Below are 24,724 nucleotides of genomic sequence, written 5' to 3' on the forward strand. Positions count from 1 at the left end.
CGAGCACGGCATTGCTGGTGAGTTCGGTGCCATTATCGCTAACGATCATGCCCGGCTTGCCCCGCTGGGCGATCAACTGGGTCAGCTCACGCACGACACGGTGCCCCGAGATCGAGGTATCCGGTACCGCCGCCAGGCACTCCCTAGTCACGTCATCGACCACGTTGAGGACCCGGAACCGTCTGCCAGAAGCCATCTGATCATGGACGAAGTCCAAGCTCCAGCGCTGGTTCGGCAGTGCCAGCACCGGAGCAGGTGCTCTGGTCCCGACAGCACGCCTGCGGCTGCGCCGCCGCCTCACCGCCAGACCTTCCTCCTTATAGAGCCGCTGGGTCTTCTTGCGGTTGATCATCACGCCCTCAAGCTCCCGCAAACGCCGGGCCTCGGACACCTCCAACCCGCCATACTTGGCCTTCCAGTTATAGATCGTCGCTTCCGATACACCGTGACGCCGGGCTAGATCAGCGGTCTTCGCGCCCGCCTCCGCCTCCTTCAGCACCCCGATAATCTGCTCTTCTGAAAACCTTGCACGCTTCATCGTCTGTCCTTCCTTCAGGCCAGACTCTAATCGCTCGTGGAGGAAAATCAGGGGGTCACGTCACGCGCATTGTATCGACCTCGATATCGAAGAAAAGCTCAACCTCGGAGCGGGGCAAAGACACCACGCCTGTCAGCATCGGCTGAGCATCCGGGTCGGTGAGAAGGCGCGCGCGCAAATGGAATTTTCGTAACCGGTCGGGGCCGATCCCACTAAAGACGGTTTTCTTGCCAACTACGAAAGCCTCAGGATCACATAGGGCAAATTCTCCAACGCTGCCGATGGTATCAACCATGACATCGCGCAACGCCCGGCCGAGTTGCGGAATTAGGGTCAGGTCGTCACTCGACTTGAGTTCCATCGAGCAGGCACTACGCCAATGGCACTCTTTGCATTTGGCGGACAGCGCGCCACGGCACAGTCCTCCGCTTGCGACAATCCGCCGAGCCTCGGTCAGTCGGTCAAGGTACTCTTCCCAGATGGTCTGTTTGCCCTTCGGGCCGCGCGGCGCGTCAAGGTCGTAGAGTACCTCTTCACCGCGTACGTCGTAAATCCAGGCCTGTCGTCCGGCCGAATATCCAAGCCGTTCGAGCACATCGACGTAAAGGCATAGCTGAACAGCATATGGCAGTTTCGGCTTTTCGTCGTCGTCATCGCCGCCGCCTTCTTTGCCAGTGCCGGACTTGATGTCGATTGGTACGTAGCCACCGACTACCTTGCGCAAAAGATCGGGAATTCCGACCAGGTCATCGGCGCTGATACGGCCGGCATAAATAAGCGCCTCGCCGCGCTTCATCGCTTCAAGGGTCAATCTCTCTTTCTCTTGGCCTTCAAAGGCACTTAGATCGAGCGCCTGATGGGCACCTGATGCCATGACCTTCTGTTCATAGGCGGCACCTTGCTCCCACAGGAGTTGGACGAAAGAGCTAACTTCGTCGCGGATGGAAGGATCGCCGAAAAGGTCCAATGCCACTCGTTTGGGGCATTGGACCAGATTGTATAGCATCGAGGCGCTGATCGGCATCATCTGACTGAGAATAGCTCAGATCGTGCCATCCACGCACCACTTTGATTCTCCGCCTGGATGGAGTTTTCCAAAAGATGCTCGATGCTTCGAGAGCGTGCTATTGAGCGAAGGGCGGCCGTTGGCTCTTATCCTCGCCCCAGATGTCGGCGTTTATTTTCTCCCGCTGCCTAGCTACGCTCGCTTTTGCTTCCGCATCTATAGCCTCTCCGCATTCATCGAGGGCAACGCCTGCTTTGGTCATATCGCCCGCATTAAAGACCAGCGGATGCCCAAATCCTTTGCTTTCGATACGGATGGTGCTCGCGCCCTTCATGTAACGGCTGATCCAGAACCCGTTCGTGTTGATCACATGAAGCGCGGTAGCGGACGGGTCCTCCGAGTAGTCGATGTTCGCGGGGAATTGCTCTAGGCCTATTGTCAGCGCGACAATGCGCGGGATGCCGCGGAAATCAATTGGGGTTCCCCAGTCAATTGTGAAGCCGCCGATGTCTCGACCTCGGAACGCACTCAGTTTCACGTTTCCATCCGGACCGCGAAACGACCCGATCTCTACAACGCACTTACCGTCGTTGCGCGAAACTTCTGCCGGACTGCGCTTCACCAACACCCAACCAGTTGCCTGCGCTTTGCCTCCCTGAGCCTCTGACTTGCAGGCGGTGACGAGCAGGACGAGTCCGAAGGCTGTGGCGGCAGTGCTGCTAAGTGATCGAAAATTTGCTAAGCGAGAATTCTTGGTCATTCCTGTTCTCCGGTGATCTAAGTTGCTGGAATAGCGCGCTCTACTGGCCATCGCCTCTTTCGCAGTCAGCCCTAGAGCACTTCACGAATAATGACTATAGTCCCTAGAGTAATCAGGCCGGTGCCGGTCCAGTCCGGTGATGGAATGGAACGAGATCGTTGCTGCGAATGTGCGGAGGCTGCGGGCTGGTAAGCAGCTGACGCAGGAGCAGTTGGCGCTCGATGCTCAGCTTGACCTGACTTACATTGGCGGGATCGAACGCGGTCGCCGCAATCCAACCGTGAAGGTGTTGGGCCAGATTGCGGCGGCGCTCGATGTTGCCCCTGCGGACCTGCTGCGGCCCATCAACTGACTTTCAGTACTCGCTGGTCAACATGACCGTCAGCACGCGGGTGGTTTTGGCAGGGTCGGCCGGGTCGTCCGAACCGTAAGTCATCGTCTGATCGTAGTAGTCGATCTTCCAAAACATATCCGCGCCGAACAGGGCGAAGTCCCCAAAGTCGCGTTCGCCGTGCGGATCGTTGTCGGGATCGAAGCCATCATAGCTGGCCAGCGCCGCAGCCAGCTCGCCCGCATCATAGCCCGGCAAGGCTTCGACGCCCTGGGTGATTAAGTACCTTCCGCCCTTGGCGCCGATCGCGCTGCGGTCGCCGCGTCGCAGCGCATCGTTAAGCTGGGCAATGGCTTCAGCCCGCGGAACCCGGGCGCACGTTTCCTGTTGCTGGATCTGCATGTGCATTCCTTTCGTTTGAGTTTGGCAATTTTCAGGGGGTGTCGCGCCGCGAGGAGCGGCTAGACGTGTGGCGCGCCGCTCATGGCGCTGATCAGATGCGGCTTAGGAACCGCTTGGGTTTAAATCCGGCTTTCCAGCCACGGGCCTCGTAGGCCGTGGAATCGAGCAGGCCGTCCGCGCAGGCCCGCCACAGCACGGTATCGATAGTGGCGATGCGGTATCCGGTCTGGCGGGAGAGACGGGCGCATAACCTGTGCGTGTCAGTCCGATCCCGGCGTGCCAAGCGTTCCATGTGAACGTCCGGCTTGGCAACATCCGCCCCCAAGTTCTTGGCTAAGTGAAAGCTGGTGATGTCACCAACCCAAGGCAGGCTGCGTAGGAACGCGATTTTGTCCGCTTCGGTCAGGTATGAAGCGAACAGTTTTTCCCGCTCAGCCCAGATCCGGTCAATGGCCGTTGCCTTGCCGGGATGGCCGTAGACAGTCGTTGAGGACAGCCCTTGGCGCAGCGCCACCATGCAGCGATTGAAGATCGGCTCAGCCACTCGGTTCATCATGCCCGAATTGCAGATTACATAGACAGCCTGCTCTGCGAATGCGTCGGCATTGGCTGGCTTCGGAATCGCTTCCGACCATTCGATGATGTGGCCATAGCCAGCTGCCCGCATCACCGCCTCGATCCGGCGGAAGCGCTTCAGGGTAATCACAGCAGGCGTATCAGCTTGCGCTGTGCCTCCCGGTCTCCTTCGATGTAACGCTCGGTCGTGGTCAGGCACGAATGCCCGGCCAGCTCCTGGATGTCTTTGAGCGATCCGCCCGCCCTGAAGATCAGCCGGGCAGAGCGTGTGATGAACGTGCGCCGGCCTGAGTGCGATGAGCAGCCTTCATAGCCGAGCTCGTCATAAAGCTGTGCGAACCAGTTCACGATCGAGCGCGGAGTCATGTGCCCGCCGCGCAGCGAGCGGATTACCGGGCCGCTCGTCGGTCGGCCTTCCGCCCTGTGCAGACCGCGCAAAGCCAGCACGAGCTGCGGGTGAAGCGGAATGGTACGTTGTCGACCGTTTTTGGCGATGCTGCCGCTTATCGCTATCTGATTACCGATCCGGCCACGGGTTGTGGCCAGCATCGGCCATTCCAAGCCCGCTATTTCGCAGGCCCGGAGGCCGGCTTGGAAACTCAGAAGAATGATTACGGAATTGCGTTCTGCTGCGCGCCATTCGCCGACGTGAAACAGCATTCGCTGCACGTCGCCAGGCGCCAGCACCCGTGCTGACGTTGCCATGAATCCACCATGTTAGCTGAAAGCAGCGCAAACGCGCGCTGCGCAGCAAGTGTAGCGGATTTTTCATGAATTGTCAAATTAGGTCTAAATTACAGTATTTTAGACGAATGTGCGGAAGCCTGAATTTTAAGCTCGTCGAGATGGTCTGACCACCACTGCGCCATCCTCACGCGCTCATCCCAATGCTGCCCTCTATGATAGGTGCCGCGCACGGAATTGCTCGTGTCATGAGCAAGAGCGCGCTCAATGGCGTCCGGGTTCCATTTGCCGCTTTCGTTCAAGAGTGTTGAAGCCATCGCTCGGAATCCATGTGCGGTCATATCGGAATTCGAATAGCCAAGGCGTCGAAGCGCGGCATTGATCGTGTTTTCGGACATTGGCCGCAGTCCGGTATGGAGGGACGAAAACACGTACTTCTGACGCGAGCTGAGCACCTGAGCGCTCTTTAGGATTGCGACAGCCTGACGCGACAAGGGCACAACGTGCGGCTGACGCATTTTCATTTTTTCGGCCGGTATCGTCCAGGTCGCCGCATCCAAATCGAATTCAGTCCATTCGGCACGGCGCAGTTCGCCTGGCCTAACGAACACGTGTGGCGTCAGCTTCAACGCCAGCGCTGTCAGCGGGTAGCCAGTGAATTCTTCAATCGCATTAAGCAGTTGCCCGACAGCTTTTGGTTCGATGATTGCGCTGTGATGTTTGACCTTGGGCGAAGCTAGCGCGCCGCGAAGTAGCGCCGTTGGATCCGATGATGCGCGTGAGGTCGCAACAGCATATCGGAAAACTCGGCTGGCGAGGGATCGCATCCGACGCGCAGTTTCTAGGTGGCCCTTGGCCTCGATCGCTTGAAACGCCTTGAGCAGCTCGGCGGGAGTTAGATCGGCGATAGGGCGGTGACCAATGGCTGGGATCATTAGCGACAAGAGCCACTTCGACTTGTTGATCGTTACCGCTTCGCGCTTATCGCGCGACATTTTCTCGAGATACTCGTTTCCGACCGCTTCGAATGAATTAGAAGCATTGAGCGCTGCGGCGAGTGCGACCTGTTTTTTCTCCTCGCCTGGATCAGTGCCCATGGCGAGCGTTTGGCGCGCTTCATCGCGCCGCCTGCGGGCCTCTTTGAGTGACACGTCAGGATAGCGCCCTAGGCCGAGCTTCTTTTCCTTGCCGTTGAAGCGGTACTTGAAGCGCCACAGTTTTCCGCCGGACGGTTGCAAGAGCAGGAACAGGCCTTTCTCGTCCGCTTTTTTGATCGGCTTATTGCCATGAACCAGCGCGCGAATCGAAATGTCTGTCAATGCCATCGTGTGGGGGCCACTTCCTGCTAGGATTTTGCGTGGCCACCACCCTGGCCCCCAAAACGTCGCGACTGATGGCGAACGGAAGCGAACCACGGCGGTTGCCGTAGCTCTGTTTTTAGCGGATTTCTGCGGTTTTTTCAAGCTCCGGCGAACATGCGCGGAGCGGTAAATGGTGCCCAGAAGAGGACTCGAACCTCCACGCCGTTGCCAGCGCCGCCACCTGAAGACGGTGCGTCTACCAATTCCGCCATCTGGGCACGGAGCGGAGGGCCGAAGCGCCGTCCGCCGGGTAGGAGCGCGCCACTAGCCGGGGGGGCGCGGGGTGTCAACCGGGGTTTGTCGGGTTGCTTGCGGATTTTCACGCCGCCGCCTGATAGGCGGGCGGGCGGGACAGGGGAGGAAAACCGCTGCGCCGCCCGCCAGACCGGGCATCAATGCCGATTGCTGTCGCTGCCGGTGCGGCTTGCGTCGCGACCGCGTCCGTCGTCCTTGCTATCCTGGTTGCTGCGCGGGGCAGGGGACGGCGGGGCGGCCTCGTGCCGGCGATCGGGCGGCAATTCGCCGCGCTTGCGGTTCCGGTCGGTCACAGGCGATTCTCCTGCGATCCGCCCTTGCGGCCTTCCCGGTCGCGCGCGCCGGAGCGATTCGGGCTTTCCGACTTTGCCGACTGGCGGGCGGCATTATCGCCCGAGCTGCCGTTCGCTTCCTTGCCGGCCTTCGTATTGCCGGACTTGCCCTTGTTCTTCTGCATGGCCATGACCATTCTCCTTCTGGTGGAAGGCTGCAAAGTGCGCCTGGGCGCGTAAGGTTGCGGCAAAGCTTGACCCTTGCGACGAATGGCCCTAAGGGCGCGCGCTTCCGAGGCGTCATGCGTGGCGTCCGGTTGAGCTGAACATTGGCGGGGCGAGTCCATCCGGGCCTAAACCGTCAAAGTAACCCGGCCCTTTCGACCGGGTGGAGCGTTTTCGGCTCGTGATGTGATCGGCGGGGTTTTCGCCCGCGCCCATTTCGCATTCGCGGGTTCCGCATTCCCTTCACCTTTTCGGCACGGCCAAGAACCAAGGTGAAGAGTACTTCATGCCCACTATCAACCAGCTGGTCCGCAAGGGCCGCGTTCCGCAGAAGGCCAAGAGCAAGGTCCCTGCGATGGAGCAGAACCCGCAGAAGCGTGGCGTTTGCACCCGCGTTTACACCACGACCCCGAAGAAGCCGAACTCGGCGCTTCGCAAGGTTGCCAAGATCCGCCTGACGAACTCGCGCGAAGTGATTTCGTACATTCCGGGTGAAGGCCACAACCTGCAGGAGCACTCGGTGGTGCTGATCCGCGGCGGCCGTGTGCGCGACCTTCCCGGCGTGCGCTATCACGTGCTGCGCGGCGTGCTCGACACCCAGGGTGTCAAGGACCGCAAGCAGAGCCGCTCGAAGTACGGCGCCAAGCGTCCGAAGTAAGGTTTCACGCGGCTGAACCTGACGGGTGGCCGGGCCCGACAGAAATCTTCGCATTTTTGTCAAACCTGGAAACGCGAATGGGCCGGAGCCGCAAGGAAAGCCTGGATAGGCTTTCCGCACTCCGAAGGAGTTAAACAAGATGTCACGTCGTCGTCGTCCCGAGAAGCGGGAAATCCTGCCTGATCCGAAGTTCGGTGATCAGGTCCTGTCGAAGTTCATGAACAACCTCATGCTCGATGGTAAGAAGTCGGTTGCCGAAAGCATCGTTTACGGTGCCCTCGACACCATGGAGACCAAGGCCAAGGCCGATCCGGTCCAGCTGTTCCACGATGCCCTGAACAACGTGAAGCCGCAGATCGAAGTCCGCAGCCGCCGCGTTGGTGGTGCGACTTACCAGGTCCCCGTCGAGGTTCGCCCCGAGCGCGCCCAGGCGCTGGCCATCCGCTGGCTGATCACCGCTGCGCGCAACCGCAGCGAGACCACCATGGCTGCCCGCCTTTCGGGCGAGCTGCTGGATGCCGCCAACAACCGCGGCAACGCGGTGAAGAAGCGCGAAGACACCCATCGCATGGCCGACGCCAACCGCGCGTTCAGCCACTACCGCTGGTAAGTCATCCGGCTGTCACAGAACTGACCCAAGGGCGGGTCGGCGCAAAGCGATCCGCCCCCACGCAAGGAAACACAGACAATGGCACGCAGCCATCCGCTCGAAAAATACCGGAACTTCGGTATTATGGCGCACATCGACGCTGGCAAGACCACGACGACCGAGCGCATCCTCTATTACACCGGCAAGTCCTACAAGATCGGCGAAGTCCATGACGGCGCCGCCACGATGGACTGGATGGAACAGGAACAGGAACGCGGCATCACGATCACGTCGGCCGCGACGACCTGCTTCTGGAACGATCACCGCCTGAACATCATCGACACCCCCGGCCACGTCGACTTCACCATCGAAGTCGAACGTTCGCTGCGCGTGCTCGACGGTGCCGTTGCTGCTTTCGACGGCGTTGCCGGCGTTGAGCCGCAGTCGGAAACGGTGTGGCGCCAGGCTGACAAGTACGGCGTTCCGCGCATGTGCTTCATCAACAAGCTCGACCGTACCGGCGCGAACTTCTACTACTGCGTCCAGACGATCATCGACCGTCTCGGTGCCAAGCCGGCGGTGCTTTACCTGCCGATCGGCGCCGAAGCCGATTTCAAAGGCCTCGTCGACCTGGTCAACGAGCGCGCGATCATCTGGAAGGACGAGAGCCTTGGCGCCGAGTTCTTCTACGAGGAAATCCCGGCTGACATGGCCGACAAGGCCGCCGAATACCGCGAAAAGCTGATCGAGCTTGCCGTCGAGCAGGACGACGAGGCGATGGAAGCCTATCTCGAAGGCAACCTGCCCGACGCCGCCCAGCTCAAGGCGCTGATCCGCAAGGGCACGCTCAACCAGTCGTTCGTGCCGGTGCTGTGCGGCTCGGCGTTCAAGAACAAGGGCGTCCAGACCCTGCTTGACGCCGTGGTCGACTTCCTGCCTTCGCCTCTCGACATTCCTGACGTCCAGGGCGTCAAGGTCGACAGCGACGAGAAGGACAGCCGTCCCGCGAGCGACGAAGCTCCGTTCAGCGCGCTTGCCTTCAAGGTCATGAACGACCCGTTCGTCGGCAGCCTCACCTTCATCCGCATCTACTCGGGTACGCTCAGCAAGGGCACCTACCTGAACTCGGTGAAGGGCAAGAAGGAAAAGGTCGGCCGCATCCTCGAAATGCACGCCAACGACCGCAAGGACATCGAAGAAGCCTATGCGGGCGACATCGTGGCGCTTGCCGGCATGAAGGAAACCACCACGGGCGATACGCTCTGCGTCGAAAAGACGCCGATCGTTCTCGAACGCATGGAATTCCCCGAGCCGGTCATCGAGCTGTCGGTCGAACCGAAGACCAAGGCCGACCAGGAAAAGATGGGCGTTGCGCTCCATCGCCTGTCTGCCGAGGATCCTTCGTTCCGCGTCTCGACCGATCACGAATCGGGCCAGACCATCATCAAGGGCATGGGCGAACTGCACCTCGACATCATCGTTGACCGCATGAAGCGCGAGTTCAAGGTGGAAGCGAACGTCGGTGCGCCGCAGGTGGCCTATCGCGAATACCTCGCGAAGCCGGTGGACATCGATTACACCCACAAGAAGCAGTCGGGTGGTACGGGTCAGTTCGGTCGCGTGAAGGTCAAGGTCACGCCGGGCGAACGCGGTTCGGGCATCGTCTTCAAGGACGAGATCAAGGGCGGTAACATTCCGAAGGAATACATCCCCGCGATCGAAAAGGGCATGCGCGAAACGGCCGAGACCGGCAGCCTCATCGGCTTCCCGATCATCGACTTCGAAATCCTGCTTTACGACGGTGCCTACCACGACGTCGACTCGAGCGCCCTGGCGTTCGAAATCGCCGGCCGCGGTGCAATGCGCGAAGTAGCCCAGAAGTCGGGCATCAAGGTGCTCGAGCCTATCATGAAGGTCGAGGTCGTGACCCCTGACGATTACCTCGGTGACGTCATCGGCGACCTCAACAGCCGTCGTGGCCAGATCCAGGGCACCGACAGCCGCGGCAATGCCCAGGCGGTTGAAGCCATGGTGCCGCTGGCAAACATGTTCGGCTACGTGAACCAGCTGCGCTCGTTCACCCAGGGCCGCGCCCAGTACAGCATGCAGTTCTCGCACTATGACGAGGTCCCGGCCAATGTCGCGACCGAACTCAAGGCGAAGCTTGCATAACGGAACGGATGATACTAACGGCGGCGCCTGATTCAGCGGGCGCCGTCCAAACCCCGCAGATTCATTTTTAGCGAAAGAAGGTTTGAGACAATGGCGAAGGCAAAATTCGAGCGGAACAAGCCGCACTGCAACATCGGCACCATCGGTCACGTTGACCATGGCAAGACCACGCTGACCGCTGCGATCACCAAGATCATGGCCGAAATCAACGGCGGCGAAGCTGTTGACTTCGCCAACATCGACAAGGCTCCGGAAGAGCGCGAGCGCGGCATCACCATTTCGACCGCTCACGTCGAATACGAAACCGCTGCGCGTCACTATGCGCACGTCGACTGCCCGGGTCACGCTGACTACGTGAAGAACATGATCACGGGTGCGGCGCAGATGGACGGCGCCATCCTCGTGGTGAACGCCGCTGACGGCCCGATGCCGCAGACCCGCGAACACATCCTGCTCGCCCGCCAGGTCGGCGTGCCGGCTCTGGTCGTGTACATGAACAAGGTCGACCAGGTCGACGATCCGGAAATCCTCGAGCTCGTCGAACTCGAAATCCGCGAACTGCTCTCGAGCTACGGCTTCGACGGCGACAGCATCCCCGTGATCCCGGGTTCGGCTCTGGCCGCTCTCGAAGGTCGTGACGAGGAAATCGGCAAGAACTCGATCGTCGCCCTGATGAACGCTGTCGACACCGCGATCCCGCAGCCGCCGCGTCCGACCGACAAGCCGTTCCTGATGCCGGTCGAAGACGTGTTCTCGATCTCGGGTCGTGGTACGGTTGTCACCGGCCGCGTCGAAACCGGTATCGTCAAGGTTGGCGACGAAGTCGAAGTCGTCGGCCTCAAGGACACCCAGAAGACCGTGGTCACCGGCGTCGAAATGTTCCGCAAGCTGCTCGACCAGGGTGAAGCCGGCGACAACATCGGCGCGCTGGTTCGTGGTCTGAAGCGTGAAGACGTCGAGCGCGGCCAGGTTCTGGCCAAGCCCGGTTCGGTCACGCCGCACACCGAATTCGCCGCCGAAGTCTACGTGCTGTCGAAGGATGAAGGTGGCCGTCACACGCCGTTCTTCGCCAACTACCGTCCGCAGTTCTACTTCCGCACCACCGACGTGACCGGCGAAGTGATCCTTCCCGAAGGCACCGAAATGGTCATGCCGGGCGACAACATTGCCCTGTCGGTCAAGCTGATCGCTCCGATCGCCATGGACGAAGGTCTCCGCTTCGCTATCCGCGAAGGTGGCCGCACCGTCGGTTCGGGCGTCGTTTCGAAGATCACGAAGTAATTCGCTGATCCTCGGGCAACCGAGACAAGAAAGGCCCGGCTTCCGAGAGGAGGCCGGGCTTTTTCTTTGCGAAGGGAAGGGGAGTGATGGCCCGCAAGTATTCGAAACATGGACCTCGCGAGGACCTCTGGCGCGAGGACGACGATGCCGCCGAGGCTCCACCGCCGCCCGATTGCTGGCTGTGCGAAAGGCCCTGCGGCGAAACGGTGATCTGGCACCATCCCGTGCCCAAGAGCCGCGGCGGGCGCGAAACCGTGCCGATGCACCCGATCTGCCAGAACATGCTGATCACCACCTTCACCAACTCCGAGCTGCAGCGCTATGGCCTTGACGCCAGCCTGCTGCGGCTCGAGCCGCGCGTGGAGAAGTTCATCAGCTGGGTTGCCAACAAGGACCCGGACTTCAACGCAGCGCTGGGCAAGAAGAAGCAGCGCTGAGGCGACGTAGCGCCTGCAGGGCGGCAGGTGTTCTGTTTCGTGAACGGCTTGGTCAGCGTTATTATCTTGCGCAAGGGTGCGGGAAGGGACCAGCCCACCGGGAACCGCGAAATTCCGCACGAAAAGGGGCTTGCGCGAATCCCGACCCCCGTGTAGGGGCGCGGCTCGAATTCAGTCGGGGCGCCATGCCCCTTTGCTCTTTCTCATCGGTAGGACACAATGGAAGCTCAGAATATTCGCATTCGTCTCAAGGCATTCGATCACCGCGTGCTTGACCAGGCGACCGGCGAAATTGCGGATACCGCCCGCCGCACCGGCGCGCTGATCCGGGGCCCCATTCCTCTGCCGACGAGAATCGAAAAGTTCTGCGTCAACCGCGGACCGCACATCGACAAGAAGTCGCGTGAGCAGTTCGAAGTTCGCACCTACAAGCGGCTGCTCGACATCGTGCAGCCCAACGCCACCACCGTGGACGCGCTGATGAAGCTCGACCTGGCCGCTGGCGTAAACGTCGAGATCAAGCTGGCCTAAGGCCGCTCGGCGCAAGTTTCGGCCTTCGGGCCACTTTCCTTCCGGCTTCGGCCGGTTTCGCAGGCCAAGGCCTGCGCGGACATAGGGATACCTCCGGGGCTTGCTCCGGGAATGCGTCCCCCGTCTAGCTCCTTCTTCAGGGAAGGGGCATTCAGCCCGGACGGGGCTCGTATCACATCTTGGGCTGAGCATGCCTGTGGGGATGGTCCTCACAGGCCTCTGTAGGAGAATGGATCATGCGCACAGGCGTGATCGCAAGGAAGGTGGGGATGACCCGCCTTTTCCAGGACGACGGACGGCACGTGCCGGTTACCGTCCTGTCGCTGGAAAATTGCCAGGTGGTTTCGGTTCGCACCGCTGACCGCGACGGTTACGTCGCCGTTCAGCTGGGCGCAGGTGAAGCCAAGCAGAAGAACGTTGCCAAGCCGCAGCGCGAGCACTTCGCCAAGGCGCAGGTGCCCCTGAAGGCCGAAGTGGTCGAATTCCGCGTCGCGGACGACGCTCTGCTCGAAGTCGGTTCGACGATCGCTGCCTCGCACTTCGTGCCGGGCCAGCTGGTCGATGTTGCCGGCCACACGCAGGGCAAGGGCTTCGCCGGCGCCATGAAGCGCTGGGGCTTCGGCGGTATGCGTGCCACGCACGGCGTGTCGATCAGCCACCGTGCTCACGGTTCGACGGGTAACCGCCAGGATCCGGGCCGCGTCTTCAAGAACAAGAAGATGGCCGGTCACATGGGCGATCGCCAGCGCACCCAGCAGAACCTCGAAGTCGTCCGCGTGGATGACGAGCGCGGTCTCATTTTCGTCAAGGGTTCGGTCCCGGGTTCCAAGAACGCCTGGCTGACCGTCAAGGATTCGGTGAAGGTCTCGCGCCACGCCGAAGCGCCCTATCCGGCCGGCCTTAAGAGCGCCGCCAACAATAACCAGGCTCCCGCCGAAACCCCCGCCGAGGTGGTTGAAGCTCCGGAAGCCGGTGAAGGCCAGGAGGGCTAAGTCGTGAAGGTGAAGCTTTCCAACCTCGATGGTAGCGCCGGCAAGGGCGACATCGAACTCAACGACGCCGTTTTCGGTCTCGAACCGCGCGCCGACATCCTCCACCGCGTTGTCACCTGGCAGCTCGAAAACCGTCGCGGCATTGCCCGTGGCGCCCGCGAGCGTTCGGACGTTGCCCGTACCGGCAAGAAGTTCGGTCGCCAGAAGGGCGGCGGTACCGCCCGTCACGGTGACCGCAAGGCACCGATCTTCATCGGTGGCGGCAAGGCTCACGGTCCCCGCGTTCGCGAGTTCAACATCTCGCTGAACAAGAAGATCCGTGCGCTCGGTCTGAAGATGGCGCTCTCGTCGAAAGCCCAGGGCGGTCTCGTCGTGGTCGACACGCTGGACATCAAGGATGCCAAGACCAAGGCCATTGCCGCTCAGCTCGCCAAGGCGAACTGGGGCAAGAAGGTGCTGGTCGTCGATGGCGAGCAGGTGAACGAGGGCTTCGCCCGCGCCACCCGCAACCTCGTTGGGGTCAACGTGCTCCCCGCTGTCGGCGCCAATGTCTACGACATCCTGAAGCATGATACGCTGGTGCTGACGCGCGCCGCGGTCGAAAAGCTGGAGGCGCGTTTCAATGGCTAAGGCAGCAATCGATACGCGTCACTATGACGTGATCGTGGGTCCCCACATCACCGAAAAGTCGACGCTGCTCAGCGAAGCTAACGCTGTCGTCTTCAAGGTCGCCGACAGCGCGACCAAGCCGCAGATCAAGGCGGCCGTCGAAGCTCTCTTCGACGTGAAGGTGGTGGGCGTGAACACGCTGACCCAGAAGGGCAAGACGAAGCGGTGGAAGGGCAAGCCCTATCGCCGTTCGGATTTCAAGAAGGCCGTTGTTCGCCTGGCTGAAGGCCAGTCGATCGACGTGACCTCCGGTATCTGAGGGCGCGGACAATGGCACTCAAGAACTACAACCCGACCAGCCCCGCCCGGCGCGGCCTGATCCTCGTCGACAAGTCGTCGCTGTGGAAGGGCAAGCCGGTCAAGGCTCTCACCGAAGGCAAGCGCAAGACCGGTGGCCGTAACAACAAGGGCCACGTTACCTCGCGCGGTATCGCCGGCGGTCACAAGCAGAAGTACCGCTACATCGACTTCAAGCGTCGCAAGTGGGATGCTCCGGCTACCGTCGAACGCCTGGAATACGACCCGAACCGTACGGCGTTCATCGCGCTCATCAAGTATGAGGACGGCGAACAGGCCTACATCATCGCGCCGCAGCGTCTCGCCGCAGGCGACACGGTGGTGGCCGGTGAAAAGACCGACGTTAAGCCGGGCAACGCGATGCTGCTCAGCCAGATGCCGGTTGGCACCATCTGCCACAACGTGGAGATGAAGCCTGGCAAGGGCGGCCAGATCGCCCGTTCGGCAGGCACCTACGTCCAGGTCGTCGGTCGTGACCGCGGCATGGTCATCGTCCGCCTGAACTCGGGCGAGCAGCGCTACCTGCGCGGCGATTGCATGGGCACGGTTGGCGCGGTTTCGAACCCCGACAACCAGAACCAGCACCTCGCCAAGGCCGGTCGCAACCGCTGGAAGGGCATCCGCCCGCTGACCCGCGGTGTCGCCAAGAACCCGGTCGACCACCCGCACGGTGGTGGTGAAGGCCGCACCTCGGGTGGCCGTCATCCGGTTACCCCGTGGGGCAAGCCGACCAAGGGTGCCCGTACCCGCCACAACAAGCGCACCGATGGCATGATCATCCGTTCGCGCCACGCGAAGAAGAAGAGGTAATCGACCATGGCACGTTCCGTCTGGAAGGGCCCCTTCGTCGACCTGCACCTGCTGAAGAAGGCGGAAGCCGCGCAGGATGCTGGCTCGCGCGCCGGTCCGATCAAGACCTGGTCGCGGCGTTCGACGATCCTGCCGCAGTTCGTCGGCCTGACGTTCAACGTCTACAACGGCCACAAGTTCATCCCCGTTTCCGTCTCGGAAGAGATGGTCGGCCACAAGCTTGGCGAGTTTGCGCCCACGCGCAGCTTCCCGGGTCACGCCGCTGACAAGAAGGGCAAGCGCTGATGAGCAAGCAGAAAGCCCCCCGCCGCGTTGGCGACAACGAGGCACTCTCGGTCGGCACGCAGATCCGCGGCTCGGCCCAGAAGCTGAACCTCGTTGCCGGTCTGATCCGCGGCAAGAAGGCCGAAGAGGCCATGAACATCCTCGCCTTCTCGAAGAAGGCGATGGCGGTTGATGCCCGCAAGGTTCTCGCTTCGGCGATCGCCAACGCGGAAAACAACCACAACCTGGATGTCGACGCGCTCGTCGTGGCGGAAGCCTCGGTCGGCAAGTCGATCACCATGAAGCGCTTCCACACCCGTGGTCGCGGCAAGTCGACCCGCATCCTCAAGCCGTTCAGCCGGCTGCGGATCGTGGTCCGCCAAGTCGAGGAGGCCTGATCCATGGGTCATAAGAGCAACCCGATCGGCCTGCGCCTCCAGATCAACCGGACCTGGGACAGCCGCTGGTACGCCGAGGGCAAGAACTACGGCAAGCTGCTTGAGGAAGACCTCAAGATGCGCAAGTTCATCGTCGAGACCCTGCCGCAGGCAGCGATCTCGAAGGTGGTGATCGAGCGTCCGGCCAAGACCTGCCGCGTGTCGATCTATGCCGCCCGTCCGGGCGTCATCATCGGCAAGAAGGGTGCGGACATCGAAAAGCTGCGCTCGCAGCTTGCCAAGATGACCGACGGCGACGTCAAGCTGAACATCGTCGAGATCCGCAAGCCGGAAATCGATGCCAAGCTCGTCGCCCAGGGCATTGCCGACCAGCTGATCCGCCGCGTGGCTTTCCGCCGTGCGATGAAGCGCGCCGTGCAGTCCGCTCTCCGTCTTGGCGCCGAAGGCATCAAGATCACGTGCGGTGGACGTCTCGGCGGTGCGGAAATCGCCCGCGTCGAATGGTACCGTGAAGGCCGCGTGCCGCTGCACACGCTTCGCGCCAACATCGACTATGCCGAAGCCGAAGCGCTGACCGCCTATGGCATCATCGGCATCAAGACCTGGATCTTCAAGGGTGAAATCCTTGGCCACGATCCCATGGCGCAGGACCGCCTGATGATGGAAGCCCAGACCTCTGGCGTCCGTCCGGCGCGTGAAGACCGCAGGAACTAAGTCATGCTGCAACCGAAGAAAATGAAGTTCCGCAAGGCGTTCAAGGGCCGTATTCACGGCAACGCCAAGGGCGGCACCGAGCTGAACTTCGGCTCCTACGGCCTCAAGGCCCTCGAGCCGGAGCGTATCACCGCTCGCCAGATCGAAGCGGCTCGCCGCGCGATCACGCGCCACATCAAGCGTCAGGGACGCCTGTGGATCCGCGTGTTCCCGGACGTTCCGGTTTCGAAGAAGCCTGCCGAAGTCCGTCAGGGCAAGGGCAAGGGCTCGATCGAATACTGGGCCGCCCGCGTGAAACCGGGTCGCATCCTGTTCGAGCTCGACGGCGTTGCCGGCCCGCTGGCCGCCGAAGCCTTCAGCCGCGCTGCGATGAAGCTGCCGATCAAGACCAAGGTCGTTGCCCGTCTGGGTGACACCACGCACCTGGGAGCCGAATGATGGCCGCCAAGAACAAGACCAATCGCGTCGAGGACCTGCGGACCAAGACCGACGACCAGCTGGGCGAACAGCTGCATGACCTGAAGCGCGAGGCCTTCAACCTGCGCTTCCAGGCTGCAACGAACCAGCTCGAGCGTCCGGCGCGCATCAAGGAAGTGCGTCGCGACATCGCCCGCATCAAGACGCTGCAGGGCGAACGCGCCCGCGTGGCCAAGTAAGGAGCCAGACGTATGCCCAAGCGTATTCTGATCGGCACCGTCGTCTCCGACAAGACCGACAAGACCGTCGTGGTCAAGGTTGAGCGCAAGGAAAAGCACCCGCTTTACGGGAAGATCATCCGCCGCTCGAAGAAGTACCACGCGCACGATGAAGACAACGCCTTCAAGGCCGGCGAAGTCGTCCGCATCGAGGAAACCGCTCCCATCTCCAAGTTGAAGACCTGGAAGGTGATCGAGCGCGTGACCGCGGGCAAGACCGCTGCCGTCGAAGCCGACGTCTAAGTCAAAACTTTTGGAACTGCCGGACTGGTTTCGGCAAGCCGTTGAGAAGGAACCGGATCAATGATCCAGATGCAATCCAACCTCGACGTCGCGGACAACAGCGGCGCGAAGCGCGTCCAGTGCATCAAGGTGCTGGGTGGCTCTAAGCGTCGTACCGCAGGCGTCGGCGACATCATCGTGGTGTCGGTGAAGGAAGCGCAGCCGCGCACCAAGGTGAAGAAGGGCGACGTACACCGTGCCGTGATCGTCCGCACCCGCAAGGACGTCCGTCGTCCCGACGGTTCGGTGATCCGCTTCGACAGCAACGCCGCCGTGCTCGTCGGCAAGAACGAAGAGCCGATCGGCACCCGTATCTTCGGCCCCGTGGTCCGCGAACTGCGCGCCAAGGGCTTCATGAAGATCATTTCGCTCGCTCCGGAGGTGCTGTAATGGCTGGCGCGAAGATCAAGAAGGGTGACCAGGTTGTCGTCCGCTCGGGCAAGAGCAAGGGCCATGTCGGCACCGTGCTCCAGGTCCTGCCGAAGGACGGCAAGGTCGTCGTTTCGGGTGCGAACGTGATCACCCGTCACCGCAAGCCGACGCAGCTCAACCCGCAGGGCGGTATCGAGCGCCGCGAAGCGCCGATGGCGATCAGCAAGGTCGGTATCGCCGTGGACGGCAAGGCCAGCCGCGTCCGTTTCGAAACCAAGGACGGCAAGAAGGTCCGCGTGGCCGTCAAGTCCGGGGAGAAGATCGATGGCTGACAAGTACGTCCCGCGTCTGCGCACGAAGTATGATGAGCAGATCGCCAAGGCCATGACCGAGAAGTTCGGCTACAAGAACGCTCTTGAAGTGCCGAAGATCGAAAAGATCACGCTCAACATGGGCGTTGGCGAAGGCACCCAGGACCGCAAGAAGGTTACGACTGCGGTTGAGGAAATGGAAAAGATCGCCGGCCAGAAGGCTGTCGTCACCCGTGCCAAGAAGTCGATCGCGCAGTTCAAGCTGCGTGAAGGCATGGCGATCGGCTGCAAGGTTACCCTGCGCCGTGAACGCATGTACGAATTCCTCGATCGCCTGATCACCGTTGCGATGCCCCGCATCCGCGACTTCCGTGGCCTCAACCCGAAGTCGTTCGACGGCCGTGGCAACTATGCCATGGGCCTGAAGGAGCAGATCATCTTCCCGGAGATCAGCTACGATCAGATCGACAAGGTGCGTGGCATGGACATCATCGTCACCACCACTGCCAAGACCGACGACGAAGCGCGCGAGCTGCTTCGCCTGTTCGGCTTCCCGTTCCCCCAGGATGCTGCTGAACAGCAGCAGGCTGCCTGAGATAAAGAGAGCTTAAGTCCATGGCGAAACTGAGTTCCGTAAACAAGAACGAGCGTCGCAAGAAGCTCGTTGCCAAGTTCGCGGCCAAGTATGCCGCGCTCAAGGCCAAGGCTGACGACGAGTCGCTGGATGAGACCGAACGTCTCATCGCGCGCCTCAAGATGGCCGAGCTTCCGCGCAATGCGAACCCAACCCGCGTTCGCAACCGTTGCGTCACCACCGGCCGCCCGCGCGGCTACTATCGCAAGTTCGGCCTTTGCCGCGTTGAGCTTCGTGATCTTGCCAACAAGGGCATGATCCCGGGCGTGACGAAGTCGAGCTGGTAAGGAATCCGAGCGATGGCATTGACCGATCCCCTGGGTGACCTGCTCACCCGCATCCGCAACGGCCAGCGTGCGAAGAAGGACTCCGTCCTTTCGCCGGCTTCGAAGCTGCGCGCCCGCGTGCTCGAAGTTCTGCAGCGCGAAGGCTACATCCGTGGCTATACGGAGGACGCCACCGGCGCCCACCCGCAGCTGCGCATCGAGCTGAAGTACTTCGAAGGCGAACCCGCCATCAAGCACGTTGCTCGTGTCTCCAAGCCCGGCCGCCGCGTCTACTCGGGTTCGAAGGAACTCCCGGTTGTGCGCAATGGCCTTGGCATCACCATCGTCTCGACGCCCCGCGGCGTGCTTTCGGATGCCGAAGCACGCGCCCAGAACGTCGGCGGCGAAGTGCTGGCGGAGGTGTTCTGATGAGCCGCATTGGCAAACGTCCGGTTGCTATCCCGAGCGGCGTCACCGCCGACATCGCGGATGGCGTCCTTTCCGTGAAGGGGCCCAAGGGCACCCTGACCCTGACCCTGCACGACGAGATCTCGTACAAGATCGAAGACGGCAGCATCTCGGTCCAGCCGGCGAACGACAGCAAGTCGGCTCGTGCCTTCTGGGGCATGCAGCGCACGCTGGTTGACAATCTCGTTACCGGTGTGACCCAGGGTTACACCAAGGTCCTCGAGATCACCGGTGTCGGCTATCGTGCAACGGCTCAGGGCAAGAACCTGAAGCTGCAGCTCGGCTACAGCCACGACGTCGATTTCGCCGTGCCGGAAGGCATCGAGATCAAGACGCCTGACAACACCACGGTCGAGATCTCCGGTATCGACAAGCAGAAGGTCGGCCAGGTTGCGGCCGAGATCCGTCGCTGGCGCAAGCCCGAACCCTACAAGGGCAAGGGTATCAAGTACCGCGGCGAGTACATCTTCCGCAAGGAAGGGAAGAAGAAGTAATGGCCAAGCTGTCCCTCTTCGAGCGCCGTCGTCGGCGCGTTCGCACCGCCCTCAAGGCTCGTGCCGGTGGCCGTCCGCGGCTTTCGGTGCACCGCTCGGGCCGTCACATCTACGCCCAGATCATCGACGATGCCGCTGGCAAGACCCTGGCTTCGGCCAGCACCCTTACCAAGGGTTCGAAGGGTCCCGGCGCCAATGTCGAGGCTGCTGCCAAGGTCGGTGCCGATCTTGCTGCCGCTGCCAAGAAGGCCGGCGTCACCACCGTCGTGTTCGATCGCGGCGGCTTCCTTTTCCATGGCCGCGTCAAGGCGCTGGCCGATGCCGCGCGTGAAGGCGGGCTGGAGTTCTGAGCATGGCTGACGAAACCAACAATGAAGCCGAAGTCGCTGTCGAAGCGGCAACCGCACCCGAAGGCGGCGAGCGCGAAGGCGGCCGTGGCCGTGGTCGCGGTCGTGGCGGAAACGATCGTGGCGGTGACCGCGGCGGTCGTGGTCGCGGTCGTGACGATCGTCGCGGACGCGGCGGTGACGAGGACGGCGGCGAAGAGCTGATCGAGAAGCTCGTCCACATCAACCGCGTGTCGAAGACCGTGAAGGGCGGCAAGCGCTTCGGTTTCGCCGCGCTGGTCGTGGTGGGCGACGGCAAGGGCCGTGTCGGCTTCGGTCATGGCAAGGCGCGCGAAGTGCCGGAAGCCATCACCAAGGCTACCGCTTCTGCCAAGAAGAAGATGGTCCGCGTTCCGCTCAAGGAAGGCCGCACCCTGCACCACGATGGCAAGGGCCGTTTCGGCGCCGGCAAGGTCAACGTCCGTTCGGCTCCGGCCGGTACCGGCATCATCGCCGGCGGTCCGATGCGCGCCGTTTTCGAAAGCCTGGGCGTTTCGGACGTGGTGACCAAGTCGGTCGGTACCTCGAACCCCTACAACATGATCCGCGCCACTTTCGACGCGCTCGTCAACCAGACTTCGCCGAAGTCGGTTGCCCAGCGTCGCGGCAAGAAGGTTGCTGACCTTCTGGGTCGCGGTGGCGCCAGCGCAGCCGAGGCGGAAGCCGAAGCCGCTGCGATCACGGAGTAAGCATCATGGCGAAGATCAAGATCAAGCAGATCGGTTCGCCGATCCGTCGCCCGGAAAGCCAGAAGAAGATCCTGGTTGGCCTGGGCCTTGGCAAGATGCACCGCGTCGTGGAAGTGGAAGACACTCCCGAAGTGCGCGGCGCCATCGCCAAGCTGCCGCACATGGTGGCCGTGGTCGACTGACCCGGCTGCCCGCGAGGCAAATGAAGAAGGCCCCGGTTTTCCGGGGCCTTTTCTTTTGCGCCAAACCCCCTGCGGTCGGCGTGAGGTGTGGAGAGACACCGTCGGACGCCCCCCGGCGTAGCGAGGACGGGCTCAGCGTTCCGAGGCTTCTGGCTTCATATCGCTAAAGAGGTCGCAAGTCAGAAATTCCGGAAGTAGTTGTGCTCGGGTTCCCAGCTGTCCACCTTGCGGAAGTAGCGATCCTGGTTTGAGCGCCGGGTGATGGTCCGCACGAGGGTGACAAGCGGATTGGCACCGCGGTAGTCAGGCCGAAGGCCAACGTCGATCTCTTCGTAATGCCGATGCTTCTGGAAATATTTCAGGAATTTGTGAATTGATCTGAAGCCGCAATCATTGAATGCGACCACGCCGCCGGGACGAACAAGCTTGTCGGCATAGAATGCGTCAAGTGCGACGTAGTCGAAGGTATGCATGCCGTCGATGTAGACGAGGTCAGGTTGGATGTTTTGCGCCAGCAACTCGGGCAGGGCCACGTAATCAGGCTTTTCAATCAGCACATGCTGGCTGGCGCGGTTTGACTGCTCGACCAGGCTCTTGCCCACGCCTTTGTAATCGGTGCTCTGGAAGGGATCGATGGAGATGAGCCTGGCATCAGCATCCAGCGCGGAGAGGATGGCAAGTGACGATGCACCCAGCGCCATGCCAACCTCGACGACGAGCTTCGGCTTTTCCCGGGCTACGAACCCGCCGAGCGCTTGGGCAAAGGCCGGGCTGATAACCGAATGCGTATCGCCTACAGACCGCCCGTCGGCATATGTGGCCTTGCCAGCGAAAAGTTCGGCCAATAGCGCACCCGGCTCTTTCATGAATTCTTCTGCCCCCTGATTGGATTGCAATCACTATCCCATAACAGCCGGATATCGCGGGCCGGGCTTTGGCGCCACGCATTTTTGCGTAGCCACCATCGTCTTGTCCGCCAGTGGGATTCAGGGGGTGACAAAGCGCCGCGGGTCGATTAAGGGCGCCGCTTCCCATCAAGCGCGACTAAAAGCGAAAGCGAGTGCAACACATGAAACTGAATGACATCCGTGACAATGCAGGTGCCCGCAAGGGGCGCATGCGCGTGGGCCGTGGTATCGGTTCGGGCAAGGGCAAGACCGCAGGTCGCGGCCAGAAGGGTGCCAAGGCACGTTCGGGCGTCTCGATCGCTGGCTTCGAAGGCGGCCAGATGCCGCTTCACATGCGCCTGCCGAAGCGCGGCTTCAACAACAAGAAGTTCGCCAAGGACTATGCGGAAGTGAACCTGGGCCTGATCCAGAAGGCGATCGACGCCGGCAAGCTGGACATCAAGGCGACCATCGATCACGCCGCGCTCAAGGCAGCCGGTCTTGCCCGTGGCGGCAAGGATGGCGTGCGTCTGCTGGGCAAGGGCGAATTCTCCGCCAAGGCCAGCTTCGTGGTTGCCGGCGTTTCGGCCGGTGCCAAGGCTGCCGTCGAAAAGGCTGGCGGTTCGGTTGAAGTTCCCGCGGCAAAGGCTGCTGCGGAATAATACCCCTTTTGCACGGGGCAGGGCTTTTGCATCCTGCCCCGCGCACTATATGGTCCTGAACCGATAGAGGGGGAGGGCCGGATCGGCTTTCCGGCTCCCAGAAAAGGCGATCCCGATCCATGGCATCACGCGCCGACAATGTTGCGAGCACTCTGAGCCTCGCCAATTTTTCCAAGGCCACCGAGCTGAAGAACCGCATCTGGTTCACGCTGGGCGCGCTGATCGTTTTCCGCTTCCTGAGCTTCGTGCCGCTGCCGGGTATCGATCCCGTGCGGCTGCAGGATTTCATGAACCGGAATTCGGGCGGGATACTCGACTTCTTCAACATGTTTTCGGGTGGCGCGCTTGAGCGCTACTCGCTGATCTCGCTTGGCGTCATGCCCTACATCACGGCGTCGATCGTGGTGCAGCTGGCCGCCTCGCTGCATCCCTCGCTCGCGGCCCTGAAGAAGGAAGGCGAAAGCGGACGGCGCAAGCTCAACCAGTACAGCCGTTATGGCGCTGTCGCCCTCGCTCTCGTCCAGGGCTACGCTGCCCTGAAGAACGCCGACGTGCAGGGCCTGGCGGTCGATCCCGGCCCGTTGTTCTACATTGCCGGCCTGATCTCGCTGGTGGGCGGCACCATGTTCCTGCTGTGGCTGGGTGAACAGATCACCTCGCGCGGGATCGGCAATGGGACCTCGCTGATCATCATGGCGGGCATCGTCGCCGGCATGCCCACCTTTGTCGTCAACCTGTTCGAAGGTGGCCGCACCGGCTCGATCAGCGGCACGACGATCGCCCTGTTGGTCATCATCCTGATCGCCATGGTGCTGTTCATCTGCTTCATGGAGCGCGCCACGCGCCGCCTGCTGATCCAGTATCCCAAGCGGGCCACCCAGCGCGGCATGATGCAGGCCGATCGCAGCCACCTGCCGCTGAAGCTCAACACCTCGGGCGTGATCCCGCCGATCTTCGCCAGCTCGCTGCTGCTGCTGCCGCTGACCATCACCCAGTTTGCCGGCAACTCGATCGCCACCGATTCCACGCTCGGTTCGATCCTGGTCACGGTGAACAACTACCTTGGCCACGGCAAGCCGGCCTACATGGCGCTCTATGCCGCGGGCATCATCTTCTTCAGCTTCTTCTACACCGCGGTGGTGTTCAACCCCGAGGAGACGGCCGACAACCTGAAGCGCAATGGCGGCTTCATCCCCGGCATCCGTCCCGGCAAGAACACCGCGACCTACCTCGATTACGTGCTGACTCGCATCACGGTGATCGGCGCGGCCTATCTCACCATCGTCTGCCTGTTCCCCGAATGGATCATCGCGCAGACCGGCGTTACCGCCGCGTTCTTCGGCGGCACCTCGCTGCTGATCGTGGTCAACGTCACGGTGGACACCATCACCCAGATCCAGTCCCACCTGCTGGCGCACCAGTACGGGGACCTGATCAAGAAGGCGAAACTCAAGGGCCGCATCCGCTGACCCATAGATCCGGGGGTAATACCGCGTGAACATCATCCTGCTTGGCCCGCCGGGAGCGGGCAAGGGCACCCAGGCCCAGCGCCTTGTCGAGCGGCACGGCATGCGCCAGCTCTCGACCGGCGACATGCTGCGTGCAGCGGTCAAGGCGGGAACGCCGGTCGGCCTGCAGGCCAAGGCAGTGATGGAGCGCGGCGAACTGGTATCGGACGAGATCGTTTCGGCCCTGATCGGCGAAGAGCTTGACTCGATGGGTGCCGAAGCCGGCGCCATCTTCGATGGATACCCGCGCACTGCGGCCCAGGCGGAATCGCTCGACGGCATCCTTGCTGCACGCGGTCGCACGCTCGATCACGTCATCGAGCTTAACGTTGACGAGGACGCGCTGGTCGAACGCATCACCGGCCGTTTCACCTGCGCCAATTGCGGCAAGGGCTATCACGACACGTTCGAGCAGCCGAAGATCCCGGGCACCTGCGACAAGTGCGGGTCTACCGAGTTCAAGCGCCGGCCCGACGACAACGAGGAAACGGTGCGCACCCGCATGGCCGAGTATCGCGCCAAGACCGCACCGATCCTGCCGATCTATGAAGCGCGTGGCATCGTCTCGCGCGTGAACGGCATGGCCGAACTCGATCACGTGACCGCCGCGATCGAAAAGGCTCTCGCTTCCTGATCGACGGGGCAGGGGATTGCGCCCTTGGCGCT

At 61.8% G+C, this 24,724-nt stretch carries 38 protein-coding genes and 1 tRNA gene; 29 read left to right on the plus strand and 10 right to left on the minus strand.

Annotated elements, in window-relative coordinates:
* The 3 genes from C0V78_RS00005 to C0V78_RS00015 form a co-directional block, all read right to left on the minus strand.
* A partial coding sequence (locus C0V78_RS00005) for a transposase (RefSeq protein WP_101795851.1) occupies positions 1–538 on the minus strand: 538 nt, incomplete at its 3' end.
* Positions 539–593: 55 nt separating this feature from the next.
* Positions 594–1,565: a PD-(D/E)XK nuclease family protein gene (locus C0V78_RS00010; RefSeq protein ID WP_101795852.1), complete on the minus strand. Its 972-nt coding sequence runs from the start codon at positions 1,563–1,565 to the stop codon at positions 594–596.
* A 97-nt stretch (positions 1,566–1,662) separates the two neighbouring features.
* Positions 1,663–2,304: a hypothetical protein gene (locus C0V78_RS00015; RefSeq protein WP_144039809.1), complete on the minus strand. Its 642-nt coding sequence runs from the start codon at positions 2,302–2,304 to the stop codon at positions 1,663–1,665.
* 139 nt (positions 2,305–2,443) lie between these two features.
* Between C0V78_RS00015 and C0V78_RS00020 the strand changes: the two genes are divergently transcribed.
* Complete coding sequence (locus tag C0V78_RS00020) at positions 2,444–2,656, plus strand: helix-turn-helix domain-containing protein (RefSeq protein WP_101795854.1); 213 nt, start codon at positions 2,444–2,446, stop codon at positions 2,654–2,656.
* Positions 2,657–2,659: 3 nt separating this feature from the next.
* Here C0V78_RS00020 and C0V78_RS00025 read toward each other — a convergent pair whose 3' ends face one another.
* The 6 genes from C0V78_RS00025 to C0V78_RS14820 all read right to left on the minus strand — a co-directional run bounded on the left by C0V78_RS00025 (position 2,660) and on the right by C0V78_RS14820 (position 6,376).
* Complete coding sequence (locus C0V78_RS00025) at positions 2,660–3,037, minus strand: DUF3768 domain-containing protein (RefSeq protein ID WP_101798104.1); 378 nt, start codon at positions 3,035–3,037, stop codon at positions 2,660–2,662.
* A gap of 91 nt (positions 3,038–3,128) precedes the next feature.
* Complete coding sequence (locus C0V78_RS00030; RefSeq protein ID WP_101795855.1) at positions 3,129–3,743, minus strand: hypothetical protein; 615 nt, start codon at positions 3,741–3,743, stop codon at positions 3,129–3,131.
* Positions 3,740–4,318, minus strand: a complete 579-nt coding sequence (locus C0V78_RS00035; RefSeq protein ID WP_101795856.1) for a site-specific integrase — start codon at positions 4,316–4,318, stop codon at positions 3,740–3,742. Before C0V78_RS00035 ends, C0V78_RS00030 begins: the two co-directional genes overlap by 4 nt.
* A gap of 89 nt (positions 4,319–4,407) precedes the next feature.
* The gene (locus C0V78_RS00040) at positions 4,408–5,622 is read right to left on the minus strand and encodes an integrase arm-type DNA-binding domain-containing protein (RefSeq protein ID WP_101795857.1); all 1,215 of its coding nucleotides are present in this window, start codon (positions 5,620–5,622) and stop codon (positions 4,408–4,410) included.
* A gap of 167 nt (positions 5,623–5,789) precedes the next feature.
* Positions 5,790–5,876, minus strand: a tRNA-Leu gene (locus tag C0V78_RS00045).
* Between the two features lie 326 nt (positions 5,877–6,202).
* The gene (locus C0V78_RS14820; RefSeq protein ID WP_158241441.1) at positions 6,203–6,376 is read right to left on the minus strand and encodes a hypothetical protein; all 174 of its coding nucleotides are present in this window, start codon (positions 6,374–6,376) and stop codon (positions 6,203–6,205) included.
* Between the two features lie 320 nt (positions 6,377–6,696).
* Here C0V78_RS14820 and rpsL point away from each other — a divergent pair, with 320 nt between their 5' ends.
* The 25 genes from rpsL (at position 6,697) to rpmD (ending at position 21,001) form a co-directional block, all read left to right on the plus strand.
* Complete coding sequence (rpsL, locus tag C0V78_RS00055; protein ID WP_028639302.1) at positions 6,697–7,068, plus strand: 30S ribosomal protein S12; 372 nt, start codon at positions 6,697–6,699, stop codon at positions 7,066–7,068.
* A gap of 139 nt (positions 7,069–7,207) precedes the next feature.
* Positions 7,208–7,678 carry a 30S ribosomal protein S7 gene (gene rpsG, locus C0V78_RS00060; RefSeq protein ID WP_101795859.1) on the plus strand — a complete coding sequence of 157 codons (471 nt, stop codon included), beginning with the start codon at positions 7,208–7,210 and terminating at the stop codon, positions 7,676–7,678.
* Between the two features lie 78 nt (positions 7,679–7,756).
* The gene (gene fusA / locus C0V78_RS00065; RefSeq protein WP_101795860.1) at positions 7,757–9,829 is read left to right on the plus strand and encodes an elongation factor G; all 2,073 of its coding nucleotides are present in this window, start codon (positions 7,757–7,759) and stop codon (positions 9,827–9,829) included.
* Positions 9,830–9,919: 90 nt separating this feature from the next.
* Positions 9,920–11,110 (plus strand): elongation factor Tu, encoded by a 1,191-nt coding sequence (gene tuf / locus C0V78_RS00070; RefSeq protein ID WP_101795861.1) that lies wholly within the window; start codon positions 9,920–9,922, stop codon positions 11,108–11,110.
* An 86-nt stretch (positions 11,111–11,196) separates the two neighbouring features.
* On the plus strand, positions 11,197–11,547 hold the full coding sequence (locus tag C0V78_RS00075; RefSeq protein ID WP_101795862.1) for a hypothetical protein: 351 nt from the start codon (positions 11,197–11,199) through the stop codon (positions 11,545–11,547).
* Positions 11,548–11,766: 219 nt separating this feature from the next.
* Entirely contained in the window at positions 11,767–12,078 is a 312-nt protein-coding gene (gene rpsJ / locus C0V78_RS00080) for a 30S ribosomal protein S10 (RefSeq protein ID WP_101795863.1), read from the plus strand.
* A gap of 236 nt (positions 12,079–12,314) precedes the next feature.
* Positions 12,315–13,070, plus strand: coding sequence for a 50S ribosomal protein L3 (gene rplC, locus C0V78_RS00085; RefSeq protein ID WP_101795864.1), 756 nt, complete (start codon positions 12,315–12,317; stop codon positions 13,068–13,070).
* 3 nt (positions 13,071–13,073) lie between these two features.
* Positions 13,074–13,700, plus strand: coding sequence for a 50S ribosomal protein L4 (gene rplD, locus C0V78_RS00090; protein WP_101795865.1), 627 nt, complete (start codon positions 13,074–13,076; stop codon positions 13,698–13,700).
* Positions 13,693–13,998 (plus strand): 50S ribosomal protein L23, encoded by a 306-nt coding sequence (locus C0V78_RS00095; RefSeq protein ID WP_101795866.1) that lies wholly within the window; start codon positions 13,693–13,695, stop codon positions 13,996–13,998. Before rplD ends, C0V78_RS00095 begins: the two co-directional genes overlap by 8 nt.
* 11 nt (positions 13,999–14,009) lie before the next feature.
* The gene (gene rplB / locus C0V78_RS00100) at positions 14,010–14,846 is read left to right on the plus strand and encodes a 50S ribosomal protein L2 (RefSeq protein ID WP_101795867.1); all 837 of its coding nucleotides are present in this window, start codon (positions 14,010–14,012) and stop codon (positions 14,844–14,846) included.
* Positions 14,847–14,852: 6 nt separating this feature from the next.
* Positions 14,853–15,131: a 30S ribosomal protein S19 gene (rpsS, locus tag C0V78_RS00105; RefSeq protein ID WP_101795868.1), complete on the plus strand. Its 279-nt coding sequence runs from the start codon at positions 14,853–14,855 to the stop codon at positions 15,129–15,131.
* The gene (gene rplV / locus C0V78_RS00110) at positions 15,131–15,508 is read left to right on the plus strand and encodes a 50S ribosomal protein L22 (protein WP_101795869.1); all 378 of its coding nucleotides are present in this window, start codon (positions 15,131–15,133) and stop codon (positions 15,506–15,508) included. Before rpsS ends, rplV begins: the two co-directional genes overlap by 1 nt.
* A 3-nt stretch (positions 15,509–15,511) precedes the next feature.
* Positions 15,512–16,222 carry a 30S ribosomal protein S3 gene (rpsC, locus tag C0V78_RS00115; RefSeq protein ID WP_101795870.1) on the plus strand — a complete coding sequence of 237 codons (711 nt, stop codon included), beginning with the start codon at positions 15,512–15,514 and terminating at the stop codon, positions 16,220–16,222.
* 3 nt (positions 16,223–16,225) lie between these two features.
* Positions 16,226–16,660: a 50S ribosomal protein L16 gene (gene rplP, locus C0V78_RS00120; protein WP_101795871.1), complete on the plus strand. Its 435-nt coding sequence runs from the start codon at positions 16,226–16,228 to the stop codon at positions 16,658–16,660.
* The gene (rpmC, locus tag C0V78_RS00125) at positions 16,657–16,878 is read left to right on the plus strand and encodes a 50S ribosomal protein L29 (protein ID WP_371514407.1); all 222 of its coding nucleotides are present in this window, start codon (positions 16,657–16,659) and stop codon (positions 16,876–16,878) included. The genes rplP and rpmC overlap by 4 nt, the downstream gene beginning before the upstream one ends.
* A 12-nt stretch (positions 16,879–16,890) precedes the next feature.
* Entirely contained in the window at positions 16,891–17,160 is a 270-nt protein-coding gene (rpsQ, locus tag C0V78_RS00130; RefSeq protein ID WP_101795872.1) for a 30S ribosomal protein S17, read from the plus strand.
* A gap of 60 nt (positions 17,161–17,220) precedes the next feature.
* Entirely contained in the window at positions 17,221–17,589 is a 369-nt protein-coding gene (gene rplN, locus C0V78_RS00135) for a 50S ribosomal protein L14 (protein WP_101795873.1), read from the plus strand.
* Complete coding sequence (gene rplX, locus C0V78_RS00140; RefSeq protein WP_101795874.1) at positions 17,589–17,903, plus strand: 50S ribosomal protein L24; 315 nt, start codon at positions 17,589–17,591, stop codon at positions 17,901–17,903. The genes rplN and rplX overlap by 1 nt, the downstream gene beginning before the upstream one ends.
* Positions 17,896–18,477 carry a 50S ribosomal protein L5 gene (gene rplE, locus C0V78_RS00145; RefSeq protein WP_101795875.1) on the plus strand — a complete coding sequence of 194 codons (582 nt, stop codon included), beginning with the start codon at positions 17,896–17,898 and terminating at the stop codon, positions 18,475–18,477. Before rplX ends, rplE begins: the two co-directional genes overlap by 8 nt.
* A gap of 20 nt (positions 18,478–18,497) precedes the next feature.
* Positions 18,498–18,803: a 30S ribosomal protein S14 gene (gene rpsN, locus C0V78_RS00150; protein WP_101795876.1), complete on the plus strand. Its 306-nt coding sequence runs from the start codon at positions 18,498–18,500 to the stop codon at positions 18,801–18,803.
* Positions 18,804–18,815: 12 nt separating this feature from the next.
* Positions 18,816–19,211: a 30S ribosomal protein S8 gene (rpsH, locus tag C0V78_RS00155; RefSeq protein WP_101795877.1), complete on the plus strand. Its 396-nt coding sequence runs from the start codon at positions 18,816–18,818 to the stop codon at positions 19,209–19,211.
* Positions 19,211–19,744, plus strand: coding sequence for a 50S ribosomal protein L6 (gene rplF, locus C0V78_RS00160; protein WP_101795878.1), 534 nt, complete (start codon positions 19,211–19,213; stop codon positions 19,742–19,744). Before rpsH ends, rplF begins: the two co-directional genes overlap by 1 nt.
* Positions 19,744–20,094 carry a 50S ribosomal protein L18 gene (gene rplR, locus C0V78_RS00165; RefSeq protein ID WP_101795879.1) on the plus strand — a complete coding sequence of 117 codons (351 nt, stop codon included), beginning with the start codon at positions 19,744–19,746 and terminating at the stop codon, positions 20,092–20,094. The genes rplF and rplR overlap by 1 nt, the downstream gene beginning before the upstream one ends.
* A gap of 2 nt (positions 20,095–20,096) precedes the next feature.
* Positions 20,097–20,819, plus strand: a complete 723-nt coding sequence (gene rpsE, locus C0V78_RS00170; RefSeq protein WP_101795880.1) for a 30S ribosomal protein S5 — start codon at positions 20,097–20,099, stop codon at positions 20,817–20,819.
* Between the two features lie 5 nt (positions 20,820–20,824).
* Entirely contained in the window at positions 20,825–21,001 is a 177-nt protein-coding gene (gene rpmD / locus C0V78_RS00175; protein ID WP_101795881.1) for a 50S ribosomal protein L30, read from the plus strand.
* Positions 21,002–21,180: 179 nt separating this feature from the next.
* On the opposite strand, the gene C0V78_RS00180 is transcribed toward rpmD, so the two are convergent.
* Entirely contained in the window at positions 21,181–21,867 is a 687-nt protein-coding gene (locus C0V78_RS00180; protein ID WP_101795882.1) for an O-methyltransferase, read from the minus strand.
* A gap of 203 nt (positions 21,868–22,070) precedes the next feature.
* Between C0V78_RS00180 and rplO the strand changes: the two genes are divergently transcribed.
* The 3 genes from rplO to C0V78_RS00195 all read left to right on the plus strand — a co-directional run bounded on the left by rplO (position 22,071) and on the right by C0V78_RS00195 (position 24,692).
* Complete coding sequence (gene rplO / locus C0V78_RS00185; RefSeq protein ID WP_101795883.1) at positions 22,071–22,550, plus strand: 50S ribosomal protein L15; 480 nt, start codon at positions 22,071–22,073, stop codon at positions 22,548–22,550.
* 119 nt (positions 22,551–22,669) lie between these two features.
* Entirely contained in the window at positions 22,670–24,019 is a 1,350-nt protein-coding gene (gene secY / locus C0V78_RS00190) for a preprotein translocase subunit SecY (RefSeq protein ID WP_101795884.1), read from the plus strand.
* Positions 24,020–24,044: 25 nt separating this feature from the next.
* Complete coding sequence (locus tag C0V78_RS00195; RefSeq protein ID WP_101795885.1) at positions 24,045–24,692, plus strand: adenylate kinase; 648 nt, start codon at positions 24,045–24,047, stop codon at positions 24,690–24,692.
* Positions 24,693–24,724: the final 32 nt, after the last annotated feature.

Origin of the sequence: Novosphingobium sp. TH158, assembly GCF_002855555.1 — a bacterium.
Classification (GTDB): domain Bacteria; phylum Pseudomonadota; class Alphaproteobacteria; order Sphingomonadales; family Sphingomonadaceae; genus Novosphingobium.

What these genes read in the sequence shown, in the direction of transcription:
- rpmC (WP_371514407.1), top strand. Translation starts at nt 16,657, where the DNA reads ATGATGGCCGCCAAGAACAAGACCAATCGCGTCGAGGACCTGCGGACC.
- rplP (WP_101795871.1), top strand. Translation starts at nt 16,226, where the DNA reads ATGCTGCAACCGAAGAAAATGAAGTTCCGCAAGGCGTTCAAGGGCCGT.
- tuf (WP_101795861.1), top strand. Translation starts at nt 9,920, where the DNA reads ATGGCGAAGGCAAAATTCGAGCGGAACAAGCCGCACTGCAACATCGGC.
- rpsS (WP_101795868.1), top strand. Translation starts at nt 14,853, where the DNA reads ATGGCACGTTCCGTCTGGAAGGGCCCCTTCGTCGACCTGCACCTGCTG.
- rpsE (WP_101795880.1), top strand. Translation starts at nt 20,097, where the DNA reads ATGGCTGACGAAACCAACAATGAAGCCGAAGTCGCTGTCGAAGCGGCA.
- rplF (WP_101795878.1), top strand. Translation starts at nt 19,211, where the DNA reads ATGAGCCGCATTGGCAAACGTCCGGTTGCTATCCCGAGCGGCGTCACC.
- rplV (WP_101795869.1), top strand. Translation starts at nt 15,131, where the DNA reads ATGAGCAAGCAGAAAGCCCCCCGCCGCGTTGGCGACAACGAGGCACTC.
- C0V78_RS00180 (WP_101795882.1), bottom strand. Translation starts at nt 21,867, where the DNA reads ATGAAAGAGCCGGGTGCGCTATTGGCCGAACTTTTCGCTGGCAAGGCC.
- rpsH (WP_101795877.1), top strand. Translation starts at nt 18,816, where the DNA reads ATGGCATTGACCGATCCCCTGGGTGACCTGCTCACCCGCATCCGCAAC.
- rplO (WP_101795883.1), top strand. Translation starts at nt 22,071, where the DNA reads ATGAAACTGAATGACATCCGTGACAATGCAGGTGCCCGCAAGGGGCGC.
- rplN (WP_101795873.1), top strand. Translation starts at nt 17,221, where the DNA reads ATGATCCAGATGCAATCCAACCTCGACGTCGCGGACAACAGCGGCGCG.
- rplE (WP_101795875.1), top strand. Translation starts at nt 17,896, where the DNA reads ATGGCTGACAAGTACGTCCCGCGTCTGCGCACGAAGTATGATGAGCAG.
- rpsN (WP_101795876.1), top strand. Translation starts at nt 18,498, where the DNA reads ATGGCGAAACTGAGTTCCGTAAACAAGAACGAGCGTCGCAAGAAGCTC.
- rplX (WP_101795874.1), top strand. Translation starts at nt 17,589, where the DNA reads ATGGCTGGCGCGAAGATCAAGAAGGGTGACCAGGTTGTCGTCCGCTCG.
- C0V78_RS00095 (WP_101795866.1), top strand. Translation starts at nt 13,693, where the DNA reads ATGGCTAAGGCAGCAATCGATACGCGTCACTATGACGTGATCGTGGGT.
- rpmD (WP_101795881.1), top strand. Translation starts at nt 20,825, where the DNA reads ATGGCGAAGATCAAGATCAAGCAGATCGGTTCGCCGATCCGTCGCCCG.
- rplB (WP_101795867.1), top strand. Translation starts at nt 14,010, where the DNA reads ATGGCACTCAAGAACTACAACCCGACCAGCCCCGCCCGGCGCGGCCTG.
- C0V78_RS00035 (WP_101795856.1), bottom strand. Translation starts at nt 4,318, where the DNA reads ATGGCAACGTCAGCACGGGTGCTGGCGCCTGGCGACGTGCAGCGAATG.
- fusA (WP_101795860.1), top strand. Translation starts at nt 7,757, where the DNA reads ATGGCACGCAGCCATCCGCTCGAAAAATACCGGAACTTCGGTATTATG.
- rpsL (WP_028639302.1), top strand. Translation starts at nt 6,697, where the DNA reads ATGCCCACTATCAACCAGCTGGTCCGCAAGGGCCGCGTTCCGCAGAAG.
- C0V78_RS00025 (WP_101798104.1), bottom strand. Translation starts at nt 3,037, where the DNA reads ATGCAGATCCAGCAACAGGAAACGTGCGCCCGGGTTCCGCGGGCTGAA.
- C0V78_RS00010 (WP_101795852.1), bottom strand. Translation starts at nt 1,565, where the DNA reads ATGATGCCGATCAGCGCCTCGATGCTATACAATCTGGTCCAATGCCCC.
- C0V78_RS00040 (WP_101795857.1), bottom strand. Translation starts at nt 5,622, where the DNA reads ATGGCATTGACAGACATTTCGATTCGCGCGCTGGTTCATGGCAATAAG.
- rpsG (WP_101795859.1), top strand. Translation starts at nt 7,208, where the DNA reads ATGTCACGTCGTCGTCGTCCCGAGAAGCGGGAAATCCTGCCTGATCCG.
- rpsC (WP_101795870.1), top strand. Translation starts at nt 15,512, where the DNA reads ATGGGTCATAAGAGCAACCCGATCGGCCTGCGCCTCCAGATCAACCGG.
- C0V78_RS14820 (WP_158241441.1), bottom strand. Translation starts at nt 6,376, where the DNA reads ATGGCCATGCAGAAGAACAAGGGCAAGTCCGGCAATACGAAGGCCGGC.
- rpsJ (WP_101795863.1), top strand. Translation starts at nt 11,767, where the DNA reads ATGGAAGCTCAGAATATTCGCATTCGTCTCAAGGCATTCGATCACCGC.
- rplC (WP_101795864.1), top strand. Translation starts at nt 12,315, where the DNA reads ATGCGCACAGGCGTGATCGCAAGGAAGGTGGGGATGACCCGCCTTTTC.
- C0V78_RS00015 (WP_144039809.1), bottom strand. Translation starts at nt 2,304, where the DNA reads ATGACCAAGAATTCTCGCTTAGCAAATTTTCGATCACTTAGCAGCACT.
- C0V78_RS00020 (WP_101795854.1), top strand. Translation starts at nt 2,444, where the DNA reads ATGGAATGGAACGAGATCGTTGCTGCGAATGTGCGGAGGCTGCGGGCT.
- C0V78_RS00075 (WP_101795862.1), top strand. Translation starts at nt 11,197, where the DNA reads ATGGCCCGCAAGTATTCGAAACATGGACCTCGCGAGGACCTCTGGCGC.
- rpsQ (WP_101795872.1), top strand. Translation starts at nt 16,891, where the DNA reads ATGCCCAAGCGTATTCTGATCGGCACCGTCGTCTCCGACAAGACCGAC.
- secY (WP_101795884.1), top strand. Translation starts at nt 22,670, where the DNA reads ATGGCATCACGCGCCGACAATGTTGCGAGCACTCTGAGCCTCGCCAAT.
- rplR (WP_101795879.1), top strand. Translation starts at nt 19,744, where the DNA reads ATGGCCAAGCTGTCCCTCTTCGAGCGCCGTCGTCGGCGCGTTCGCACC.